We start from the raw sequence: 11630 nt of genomic DNA, 5'->3' as shown, positions 1-11630 counted from the left end.
GTGGTATTGCCGATGGTGTTCACCTCTTCCCATTCCGAACAGAGCAGTTAAGCCCATCATGGCCGATGATACTGGTGTATTCCGGGAAAGTAGGTAGCTGCCATATTTATTTTAAGACACCCTTCAAAACTGAAGGGTGTCTTTTTTTATGTATATACTATACGCTAGTATAACCGCATCGTATAACTCTTATTATATAGCTGGAATAGAAACTCATTAGATAATTAATGCAGTCTTTTCTAGTTTTATATATTGAAATATCATATTTCTCTTTTTTATACAATTACTATACATTTGCCGCAATTTGTAGCAAATGAAAAGTAAACTTCTCTTCTTATGCCTCATTATGGTGGCATCGCGTTCTTACAGTCAGAATTTTAAAGTAGCGGAAAACCGTGATTCTTTAATGGCTTATCTTAAATCTACCATACCTCCAATTGATCAGAATGCTTCGGCTGTGATCTTATATGAGATCGGTACTACTGATGGCACTAATGGTGTTGATATGTATCATTATGAAATTGCGTTTAAGATTTATAATGCGAAGAGTATTGGGAATCTTGTCGATATTATAATCCCGAAGAAATCATATGGTGTGGTAAAAAAACTTAAGGGTATTACTTATAATCTTGAAGATGGACATATTACAGAGAATAAGATAGAGAAGTCCGAGATTATTATGGAGGATTATACAGATGGATTGGACATCGTTAAGGTAAGTATGCCTAGTATTAAGGACGGTTCTGTAGTAACTTATAGTTATGAAGTGAAGAATGGTTCAATGCCATCTAGTTGGAACTTCCAGCGAGATGAACCAGTTCTGTATTCCCGCTTCAATTTTAATCGTAGTGAGATGCTGATGTTCACACCTATGATACATACGAGCGTGGAGTTCAAAAGCTTTACCAGTATGAAGAAAATGGATGCCTCATCGGCATTGGCCTTATATGCTGAAGGACCTCATGCATTCAGTCCTCATATCATACAACGTTCCTGGGTTCGGAAGAATGTACCGGCTTTTAAAAAGGAAGATTTGATGGGGCCGGAAGTACAGTTTATAGAAAGGGTTAAACTAAATTATAATGGGGTTGTGGGGCCAGGAATGCAGTATCCTATTGCTGAGAGCTGGGATAAGCATATTAAGGAAGTTTGGTATGACAAAATCCTGGTTCAGGCATTTGACAAATCTGGCTTTCTAGATGAGACCGTAAAAAATATTGTGAAAGATATTCCTGAAGAGCTAGATAAAGCTAAAGCTATATTTTACTATGTACAAAAGAACATTCAAAATAGAAGCTATGGAGACGATATACGTAAAGTATTTGAAGCAAAGCAGGGTGATCAAGCTGGTATAAATAAACTTTTATGTGCAATGTTACGTAACGCCGGACTCAAGAGTGATATGATATTGCTGTCCAATAAGTACAGTGATAAATTAAGTGAGATATTACCTAATCCTTCTGATATTACTAACCTTATTACAAGGGTAGAGATTAATGGCGTCAGCTATCAATTAAATGCTGCAGAAAAGGACTTACCTTTTGGCTACTTACCGTTAAGCTATTATAATGGCTACTCTAGGATCGTGAGTAAAGAAGGGGGAGTTATAGAACTGGATGCATCGCTTGCAAGAAATATATCCAATACAATTGTTTATCTAAATGCGAATAAAGAAGGTGGTAACACGTACAGGTTTAAAATGATTAGAGAAATGGGGGTGTATACCGGTATGGATTTCCGTAAAGCGTGGAAATCGGATAGTACAACAATAAAACAGCATTTTATAGACCGAGGTCTGGATGAAGGAGAGAAGCATATGTCTGGCTTGAAAATTACAGATGTTAATTTCGAAAATATCAATGAGGTAGACAAAAATATAAGAGTGGTATTGTATGGTACAGTAAATCTGGGGGATGCTGTAGACATGGTAATCCTGGACCCTTATTTCAAGAAAATATTTTCTGAAAATCCAATACGCAATATCAAAGACCGTAAATATCCTGTAGAATATGATTACATCTCTCAGGAAAAATACAAGGTATATATTCAGTTGAGTGATAAGTATATGTTTGATGATTACCCTGTGGGTAAAAATATTGCACTTGATCCGGCAGGGCTAATGCGTTATACGAGCAGTGTGAGTATTGATACCGTCCGGAATGCAGCTATGATACAATGCCAGTTTGACAACAAGATTTTATTACTAGATGCCAAGGAAGTTGGAACCTTGAGTGAATTCTACAGTGCCATTATTAAGCAGCAAAATCAAAAAATAATACTGAAGCTTAAGTCCTGATCATGAAGAAAGTTTATACTGTATTAATATTTTTATTAACCATAATACAACATAGCCACGCAAAAGTAAGCCAATACCCTGTATCGGGCATTCCGCAGCAATTGCTAATGGGTGCTAATGCAGTTATTCGAATGGATAGTACAATATTGGAAATCTCACAGACTGGCTTTACCAGTATAAGGAAGAGGGCCATTACAGTCCTGAATGAAAACGGGAACTCCTTTGCCATATTTCGTCAGCATTATGATGTCTTTAGTAATATTTATAACATTTCTGCCAAGCTATATGATGGGGAGGGTGTATTGATCAAGTCTGTTTCCGGAAAAGATTTAATTGATCGGTCTACTTTCGGCTCCAGCTATACATTTAATGATGATAGCCGCATAAAGTTGCACGATTTTGAGCATAAGCAATATCCGTATACGGTAGTATTCGAATATACTATTAAATACAAGACCACCTTCTTCTTACCTTCCTGGAATCCGCAGCCGGATGAAAAGGTTGCTGTAGAAAAAGCAAGCATAACTGTAAATTATCCTAAAGGCGTAAACTTTAAATATAAAGGATATAAGCTGCCGGCAAATGTACGTAAAGAGGGAAAACAGGAAGTATACAGTTACAATACTGAGTCTAAGTTGGTATCCATGACGCAATGCAAGTGGATTGTAGAGGGAATACCAGCATTTACCTATCAGCCTTACTCTGTTCCTGATGGGAATTACTTGCCTACAATTAGTTTTGCAACGGGAAATGTAACTCTGAATAATTACCAGGGAAAGTCAGATACCTGGGAACAATTCGGAGCATTTATTTACAATATTAACGAGGACAAAGACTCATTGCCTCCAACTGTTGTAGAAAAGTTACATGCTATGACAGATACCATAACAGAAGTAAAAGGAAAAATAGCTACACTGTATAAATATTTGCAGCAGAATACAAGGTATGTAGCCAATGAATACGGACTTTCCGGATGGCAGACATTTGATGCAGTAAGTCTGGCAAAGTCAGGTTACGGAGATTGTAAGGGTTTGTCAAATTACATGAAAGCGATGCTGAAAGCGGTCGGTATACCATCAAACCTTGTAATCATTGCTGCAGGCAGTAATACTCAGAATGTTGACCTGGAATTTCCTGTCAATGTATTCAACCATATGATACTCTGTGTTCCATTAACCAATGACAGTATGTGGCTGGAATGTACCTCTGGTAATTTACCGGCAGGGTACCTTGGCAGTTTTACACAGGATCGATATGCCTTGTTACTGGCAAAAGATGGCGGACGAATGGTTAAGACGCCTTCTTATAATAAAGAACGTAATTTTATCGAACGCAACATCAGCATTCAGCTGGATGCGGCAAAGGATATGCAGCATGTAATGTGGGAGTCCGTGTATAGTGGATTAAAGCAGGATGACTTGTCTCATTATCTTCTTACTACACCCGCATCAAAGACGTGGGAAAGAGTTCGTTTATTGGTGCCTTACCAAAATATGAAGGTCATAAATGATACATACACCTTTTCCAATGCAGATCCTTTATGTCCCAGAATAACGGAAAAGCTGGACATGGAAGTTGGCAACCTCATTGATGAAACCAGCAAGCGACTATTAATCTCCATACCGGTGATAGGAAACCCAATGACCAGCCTGCTTTCAGCAGGCGCACGTACAGAGCCGATTGTACTAAAAGAGGATTTTAAACATATCTATCATTATAAGATTAGTATTCCTGAAGGAATGAAACTAGAGGCCCTGCCCTCAGCGGTTCAGTTAAAATATCCGTTTGCTGAATACACTTATAAAGCAAATCTGGACGGGACAGTACTTACCGTTGAAATTGCCTTCGAGCAGATTAAAGGTATTTATGAAGCAGATCTATATAAAAAATATGAAGAAATGTTTAGGAAAGTGGATCAGAATTCAAAAGAATTGACCATTTCCTTGATTAAATAGAAAGGAAGCGGCATACAGCCGCTTCCTTTCTATTTAATCAAGCTTATTATAATTTTTGCATTTCAGGCATCAGTTCATGTCTTGATTTACGCTAGTTTTGCATCTATGGCAAAGGCGAAAAAGGCAGTAAAGCAAACTGCTGATCAGGTACAATCAGACATCCTTATCAAGGGTGCCAAAATGCACAATCTAAAGAATGTTAGTGTATCTATACCACGCAATAAACTTGTTGTGGTTACAGGTGTTTCCGGTAGTGGAAAATCAAGCCTGACTATGGATACCCTTTTTGCAGAAGGACAGAGACGTTATGCAGAAAGTCTGAGTTCCTATGCGCGCCAGTTCCTGATGCGTATGGATAAGCCGGACGTTGATATGATCGAAGGCATATGCCCTGCTATTGCTATTGAGCAAAAGGTGACAACACGTACACCTCGCTCTACTGTTGGTTCCATGACCGAGTTACAGGACTACCTGAGGTTGTTCTATGCCCGCATCGGCCGTACCTTCTCTCCTATATCCGGACTGGAAGTGAAAAAAGATGAGGTAAGTGATATCCTCGATTTTATTAAAGCATTACCCTTAAAAACTAAAGTGCAGATCATTGTTCCTTTTGCACAGGCAGAAGATCGTACGGTAGCAGCAGAGCTGAATGTGTTAATGCAGAAAGGATTTACAAGGATTCTGCAAAGGACAGATGAGCAGCATGAGGTTTTGCGTATAGAAGAATTGCTGGAGCAGGAAGATGGAGATATAATCATTCCCGGTGATGGATTGTGGTATATATTGATTGACCGTATTGTGGTAAAGGAATTTGATGAAGACGACCTGCACCGTATTGCAGACAGTTTGCAAACGGCAATATATGAAGGCCACGGAATGTGTATATTGGAATTGGATGGTGCTGCCATCAAATCATTCAGTAACCGGTTTGAGTCAGATGGCATGACATTCGAATCGCCTACACCAAATTTCTTCTCCTATAATAACCCATATGGAGCCTGTCCTAAATGTGAAGGCTTTGGTCAGGTACTGGGCATAAGCATGGACCTGGTAATTCCTGATAAGAGATTAAGTGTGTATGAAGATGGGGTCGCTTGCTGGAGAGGAGAAAAACTGGGCGAATGGAAGCAAGCATTTATTCGTGCCGAAACGAAGAACGGATTCCCGATACATAAAGCAATCGCCGATCTTACCGAAAAACAGATGGATGTACTGCAGCGCTGGATTGATGAGTTTTTCGGAATGGTAGAGGAAAACCTGTACAAAGTACAGTATCGCGTATTACAGGCCCGCTACCGCGGCCGTACGGTTTGCCCGGCATGTAAAGGCACCAGACTGAGGCCCGATGCATTGTATGTGAAAATTCAGGGAACAGATATTTCGCAATTATCGTCAATGCCGATTGGCAATTTACAACAATGGTTTCGTGAGGTAGTACTGACCGAATATGAGCAACAGGTGGCAACCCGTATTCTCACAGAGATACACCAGCGCCTGGATACGCTTATGGATGTAGGACTTAGTTATCTGACCCTTAACCGCCAGGCCAATACCCTTTCCGGAGGTGAAAGCCAGCGTATACAGTTGACTAAATTTCTCGGAAGTAATCTTACCGACAGTTTATATATCCTGGATGAGCCCAGTATCGGATTGCATCCCAGAGATACAGATCGTTTAATAAAAGTATTGAAGAACCTGCGTAACCTGAATAATACCGTAGTAGTAGTAGAGCATGATGAGATGATGATGGAAGAAGCCGACCATATTATAGATATGGGACCTCTGGCAGCACATCTGGGTGGAGAAGTCGTAGCTACGGGAAATTATGAGGAGATTACAGCTAATAAAGAAAGCCTTACCGGACAATACCTTTCCGGCGCATTGAAAGTAGATGATTTTCTAAAGCTACAGGGACGGGAACGCAAGCAAAGAGTGCCGAAGGAGTGGCTCAGCCTGAAAGGTTGTCGTCAGCATAATCTTAAAAATATAGATGTAGATTTTCCGCTGAATGTACTTTGTGTGGTGACCGGTGTATCGGGTAGCGGAAAGACAACCCTGGTAAAGCAAACGCTGTATCCTGCACTGCAAAAGCATTTCGGAGAATCTGCCTTATCTGTCGGTTTACACGACGTTTTAGAAGGTGACCTTAAAGCGATCAAACATGTAGAGCTGGTAGATCAGAACCCGATCGGGAAATCTTCGCGTAGTAATCCGGTTACCTATATCAAAGCCTATGATGATATCCGTAGCCTGTTTGCAGCACAACAATCTGCGAAAATGCAAGGGCTTGAGCCGAAGCATTTTTCATTTAATGTTGATGGTGGCCGATGTGATACCTGTAAAGGCGATGGAGTGGTAGTGGTAGAAATGCAGTTCCTGGCAGATGTATACTTGCAGTGTGAAAGCTGTAAAGGCAAACGATTTAAAGACGAGGTACTTGAGGTAAGGTATAAAGGAAAGAACATTTCCGATATCTTGGATATGGGTGTAGATGATGCTATTGAATTCTTCAGCGAAGAAAAGAAAATAAAAGAAGCATTACAGCCATTGTCAGATGTAGGGCTGGGTTACGTAAAACTGGGACAATCCAGTAATACCCTTTCCGGTGGAGAAGCACAGCGGGTAAAGCTAGCCTCTTTTCTGGGCAAAGGCGGACATAAAGAAAAATTACTGTTCATCTTTGATGAGCCTACAACGGGTCTGCATTTTCACGATATCAGTAAATTGCTTAAATCATTTTACGCATTGATCGAGCATGGCCATAGTGTAATTGTCATTGAGCATAATACAGATGTGATCAAGCATGCCGACTGGCTTATTGATATTGGCCCCGAAGGCGGTTCCGGGGGTGGAGAGCTGCTATATGCAGGCACTCCCGAAGGCATCAAAAAAGTAAAAAGCAGCCAGACTGCAAAGTATATTTAAAATGAGGTAAAACGAAAGTGGCAGATTCCTGGAATCTGCCACTTTCGTTTTTAGAATAGTTAATGATCATTTTTTAAGTTTACAACTACCGGCAAAATTGCTGGCCAGTTCATTTAGCCTGTTACAGGAGTCTATCTGCTGTTGTCCGTTCAGGTCGCGCAGATCATAGTGGGTTCTGTCCCCACTGTAATAACTGCAGTAACAGACACCCGATTCTTTTTTAGTGCAGGAGTAAAGCATACTTACTGTACCTGACAGTAGTAATGCAGCAATAGCCATTTTTACCATAATGTTCAGTTTTATGTTTTAGCCAATATTATTTAAATAGCTGAATGAACCGGATCAGGCATGTGGGCCGCAGGATATGGATCAGATTAAAGCGTACAAATACCTTCCTTTAGACAGCCTGTCGCCTGGTTCATCAGACCATTAATAAAATATGCTAAGGTAAATATACGAATTAGCAAGAGTTGAATATGTTATATTGATGTAAAAGGGAAAAGCTGCGTTTTATTTTTGGAATGTAGCCCTGAATAATGCTATTTTTGCAAAAAATAATATATCTATAATAAATTATGGAACTGCAGGAATTAAAAGCCATGGCGACCCAGGTGCGCCGTGATATCGTAAGAATGGTGCATGGGGTACAAAGTGGTCACCCCGGAGGATCTTTAGGATGTACCGATTATCTGGTTGCCTTGTATTTCAAAGTAATGCAGCATGATCCAGCGTTCCATATGGAAGGTAAAAACGAAGATGTATTCTTCTTGTCTAATGGTCACATCTCTCCTGTATTTTACAGCGTTCTGGCCCGCAGCGGATACTTCCCTGTATCTGAATTAGCCACTTTCCGCAAAATAGATTCTCGTTTACAGGGTCACCCTGCAACACACGAACACCTGCCGGGTGTGCGTATTGCCAGCGGATCTCTGGGACAAGGCTTAAGCGTAGCTTCAGGTATGGCTACTGCCAAAAAAATGAATAAAGACCAGCATCTGGTATATGCGCTGACCGGCGATGGTGAGCTGCAGGAAGGCCAGAACTGGGAAGCAATTATGTTTGCCGCACACCACAAGCTGGATAACATGATCGTAGCAGTAGATTACAACGGTCAGCAGATCGATGGTGCTACTAAAAACGTAATGAGCCTGGGTGATCTGAAAGCGAAGTTCGAGTCTTTTGACTGGACTGTGCTGACGATCGAGCAAGGTAATGATATGCAGGCTGTATTAACTGGTCTGGAAGAAGCAAAAGCACATACCGGAAAAGGTAAACCGGTTTGTATTCTCCTGAAAACAGAAATGGGTGCAGGTGTAAGCTTTATGATGGGCTCTCACGAATGGCATGGTATTGCCCCTAGTGATGCACAACTGGATATCGCCCTGACAGAGCTGGTTACAACCGGTACAATTGGCGATTATTAGTGATAATCAATAACATATGCAGCCTCAGCACATAAAGTGTTGAGGCTGTGACTATATATTTGTGATTGAATTCTAAATATGGGCTGGTAATGGCTTTTGGTATATTAAATTTAGTACCTTTGCCCTCTAAAATCTTTATAAAAAACTATTAGACAATGATAGAAAACGGTATTAAAAATCCTGCTGCTAATTTAAGCGACATCGGAGTAAATGCTGCTGTGGTAAATTGGAACTTATCTTCGGAGTTGCTGGCTAAGCAGACCGTTGACCTGAAACAAGGTGTATTGAATAATACAGGAGCACTGTGTGTAAACACTGGTAAATTTACTGGTCGTTCTCCTAAAGATAAATTCACTGTAAAAGATGCAATTACCGAAAATACTGTTGACTGGGGTGATGTAAATATTCCGATCAGTTCTGAAGTATTTGACAGATTATATGATAAAGTAGTAGCTTATCTGGGTGGTAAGCAAGTATGGGCCCGTGATGCATATGCATGTGCAGACCCTACTTACAGACTTAACGTTCGTATCGTTAACGAAACACCTTGGGCTAACCTGTTCTGTAATGACCTGTTCCTGCGTCCTACAGAAGAAGAAGTTACGAGTTTTACTCCAGACTGGCACATTATCCAGGCACCTGGTTTTGAAGCTGACCCAGCTGTAGACGGTACCCGTCAGAGCAATTTCACGATCGTTAACTTTACCCGTAAAGTGATCCTGATCGGTGGTTCGGCTTATACCGGTGAAATGAAAAAAGGTATCTTCGGTGTATTGAACTACCTGTTACCACAAGAACATAATGTATTATCTATGCACTGTTCTGCAAATGAAGGTGCAGAAGGTGATGTAGCATTATTCTTCGGATTAAGCGGTACTGGTAAAACTACCCTGAGCGCAGATCCTAACCGTCCGCTGATCGGTGACGATGAGCATGGCTGGGCAGATGGTTCAGTATTCAACTTCGAAGGTGGTTGTTATGCAAAAGCAATCGACCTGAGCGCAGAAAAAGAGCCGCAGATCTATAATGCTGTTCGTCCTGGTGCCCTGGTGGAAAACATCAAATTCTTCGAAGGAACCAATGAAGTAAATTATGCAGATGGCAGCATCACTGAAAATACACGTGTTGCATACCCAATCTATCATATCGACAATGCAAAAGAACCATCTTTCGGTGGCGATCCTAAAAATATCTTCTTCCTTACCTGTGATGCATTCGGTATCTTACCACCGATCTCTAAATTAACTAAAGAGCAGGCTATGTATCACTTCGTAAGCGGCTATACTGCAAAAGTTGCCGGTACAGAAGTAGGCGTAACAGAACCGCAGACTACTTTTTCTGCTTGTTTCGGACGCGTATTCCTGCCTTTACACCCGGTTAAATATGCAGAACTGCTGGGCGATAAATTAGAGAAGCATCCAGATGTAAATGTATGGCTGATCAATACTGGCTGGAGTGGAGGCCCTTACGGTATTGGTAAGCGTATGAACCTGAAATATACCAGAGCAATGATCACTGCAGCCCTGAAAGGTGAGCTGAATGATGTTGCGTATACACTGCACCGCACTTTTGGGGTAGCTATGCCTAACGAATGTCCTGGTGTGCCTTCAGAAATCCTGAACCCACGTTATACATGGGCAAGCGAAGAAGAGTATGACAAGAAAGCTACAGAATTAGCTACTTTGTTCGTAAACAACTTCGAAAAATATGCAAGTGAAGCCAGCGAAGCAACTTTAGCAGCTGCTCCGAAAACTTCAGTTGAAGAATTAAAATAATCTCTTGTAGCAATACAGACATATAATTTTCCGGCGACCGTACTACTTCTGTACGGTCGCTTGTTTTTTAACGGAAAAGAACGGTTTATCTGCCTTAAAGCCAGTATCTTTGCAGCGTTTATTCAATTCCATAATCATGACCGGTAAAAGAAAAATAACCATCGCGCTTATTACATTCTTTATAGCCCTTTGGGCCGTATTCGCATTCTATTACTTCCGTGTGTCGCAGGACCGCAAAAAGCCGGCCAGCCTGGCTTACCTGGGAGGTGATATACATGCGGTGAGAGACTTTTCCTTCCTGAACCAGGATGGTGATACCATTACCCTGGCCGATGTAAAAGGCAAAATACTGGTTGTAGAATATTTCTTTACTACCTGTAAAGGCATATGCCCCGTGATGAACGAAAACATGGCAGAGGTATATAATACCTTCAAGAATGATGATGATGTGATCATCCTATCTCATACTGTAGATCCTAAGAGAGATACAGTAGGCGCCATGAAAGAATATGCCCGACGCTATAATGCAGACAGCAAAAAATGGATGTTCCTGACCGGCGATAAAAAAGCATTGTATGATCAGGCACGGTACAGCTACCTGGTTACCGCTGCCGATTCTTCGCAGAACGACATTGAATCAGATTTTATCCATACCGAGAATTTTGTACTGGTAGATAAGCATGGCAAAGTAAGGACCCATCAGAGCAAAGATGGCAGTCAGGTATCTCCTTATGACGGAACAAAGAAAGAGTCTGTAAAACAAATGATGGCTGACATCAGAGTACTCAAAGAAGAAAAATAAGATTGTTTATATAGCTAAAAGAGGGCGTGCATCAGCACGCCCTCTTTTAGTATGATGTTATATCAGGAAAGAAAAATCTCTTTGGTAAAAGCAATGATCAGGACTACTACAAACAATGATATAAGACCAGTCACAAAAGCATACTCAGCAAGGTGTTCCATCAGTGTAATACTTTTTTCTTTCTGACTACGCATGGACAGAAAAGACAGCAGGCAGCTGGTCATAAACAGCACCAGTGATCCCATCAAGATTTCATCTACTGCAGTCTGGGCACTCTTCCCGCTTATCTTAAGAGAAGTAATAATCAGCAGGCAGAAACCCAGCAGATTTGAAGAAGTATTGAGTATATGGTGTATATGCGGACGACGTTCAGCCATGCAACTATTTTTTAGCTGATTGAAAATACAAAAAATTGCGCTGCATTATTTTAAAAATGCAGCGCAGCTATAATAA

The 11630-nt window shown here is 40.9% G+C and carries 8 protein-coding genes and 1 rRNA gene; 7 read left to right on the top strand and 2 right to left on the bottom strand.

The window, feature by feature from the left end; all coding sequences use genetic code 11:
• From rrf to uvrA, 4 genes are all read left to right on the top strand, one after another.
• Positions 1-106: ribosomal RNA gene (rrf, locus tag FTD44_RS04755) — 5S ribosomal RNA — on the top strand; the annotation flags it as partial.
• Positions 107-313: 207 nt separating this feature from the next.
• Complete coding sequence (locus FTD44_RS04750; protein ID WP_222165378.1) at positions 314-2296, top strand: DUF3857 domain-containing protein; 1983 nt, start codon at positions 314-316, stop codon at positions 2294-2296.
• A 2-nt stretch (positions 2297-2298) separates the two neighbouring features.
• The gene (locus FTD44_RS04745) at positions 2299-4251 is read left to right on the top strand and encodes a DUF3857 domain-containing protein (protein WP_222165377.1); all 1953 of its coding nucleotides are present in this window, start codon (positions 2299-2301) and stop codon (positions 4249-4251) included.
• A 105-nt stretch (positions 4252-4356) separates the two neighbouring features.
• On the top strand, positions 4357-7176 hold the full coding sequence (uvrA, locus tag FTD44_RS04740; RefSeq protein WP_222165376.1) for an excinuclease ABC subunit UvrA: 2820 nt from the start codon (positions 4357-4359) through the stop codon (positions 7174-7176).
• Positions 7177-7242: 66 nt separating this feature from the next.
• On the opposite strand, the gene FTD44_RS04735 is transcribed toward uvrA, so the two are convergent.
• Positions 7243-7464, bottom strand: coding sequence for a hypothetical protein (locus tag FTD44_RS04735; RefSeq protein ID WP_222165375.1), 222 nt, complete (start codon positions 7462-7464; stop codon positions 7243-7245).
• A gap of 287 nt (positions 7465-7751) precedes the next feature.
• Between FTD44_RS04735 and FTD44_RS04730 the strand changes: the two genes are divergently transcribed.
• From FTD44_RS04730 to FTD44_RS04720, 3 genes are all read left to right on the top strand, one after another.
• Positions 7752-8600 (top strand): transketolase, encoded by an 849-nt coding sequence (locus tag FTD44_RS04730; RefSeq protein ID WP_246625330.1) that lies wholly within the window; start codon positions 7752-7754, stop codon positions 8598-8600.
• 155 nt (positions 8601-8755) lie between these two features.
• Positions 8756-10375, top strand: coding sequence for a phosphoenolpyruvate carboxykinase (ATP) (gene pckA / locus FTD44_RS04725; protein ID WP_222165374.1), 1620 nt, complete (start codon positions 8756-8758; stop codon positions 10373-10375).
• Between the two features lie 136 nt (positions 10376-10511).
• Complete coding sequence (locus FTD44_RS04720) at positions 10512-11177, top strand: SCO family protein (protein WP_222165373.1); 666 nt, start codon at positions 10512-10514, stop codon at positions 11175-11177.
• Positions 11178-11239: 62 nt separating this feature from the next.
• On the opposite strand, the gene FTD44_RS04715 is transcribed toward FTD44_RS04720, so the two are convergent.
• Entirely contained in the window at positions 11240-11554 is a 315-nt protein-coding gene (locus FTD44_RS04715) for a hypothetical protein (RefSeq protein ID WP_129022138.1), read from the bottom strand.
• Positions 11555-11630: the final 76 nt, after the last annotated feature.

It is taken from the genome of Edaphocola aurantiacus, assembly GCF_019797745.1.
In the GTDB taxonomy this organism is placed as follows: Bacteria; Bacteroidota; Bacteroidia; order Chitinophagales; family Chitinophagaceae; genus Edaphocola; species Edaphocola aurantiacus.
This window is presented reverse-complemented; position numbering and strand designations above follow the sequence as displayed.

Coding starts and splice junctions, on each gene's coding strand:
- FTD44_RS04720 (WP_222165373.1), top strand. CDS start 10,512: ATGACCGGTAAAAGAAAAATAACCATCGCGCTTATTACATTCTTTATA.
- uvrA (WP_222165376.1), top strand. CDS start 4,357: ATGGCAAAGGCGAAAAAGGCAGTAAAGCAAACTGCTGATCAGGTACAA.
- FTD44_RS04745 (WP_222165377.1), top strand. CDS start 2,299: ATGAAGAAAGTTTATACTGTATTAATATTTTTATTAACCATAATACAA.
- FTD44_RS04735 (WP_222165375.1), bottom strand. CDS start 7,464: ATGGTAAAAATGGCTATTGCTGCATTACTACTGTCAGGTACAGTAAGT.
- FTD44_RS04730 (WP_246625330.1), top strand. CDS start 7,752: ATGGAACTGCAGGAATTAAAAGCCATGGCGACCCAGGTGCGCCGTGAT.
- FTD44_RS04750 (WP_222165378.1), top strand. CDS start 314: ATGAAAAGTAAACTTCTCTTCTTATGCCTCATTATGGTGGCATCGCGT.
- FTD44_RS04715 (WP_129022138.1), bottom strand. CDS start 11,554: ATGGCTGAACGTCGTCCGCATATACACCATATACTCAATACTTCTTCA.
- pckA (WP_222165374.1), top strand. CDS start 8,756: ATGATAGAAAACGGTATTAAAAATCCTGCTGCTAATTTAAGCGACATC.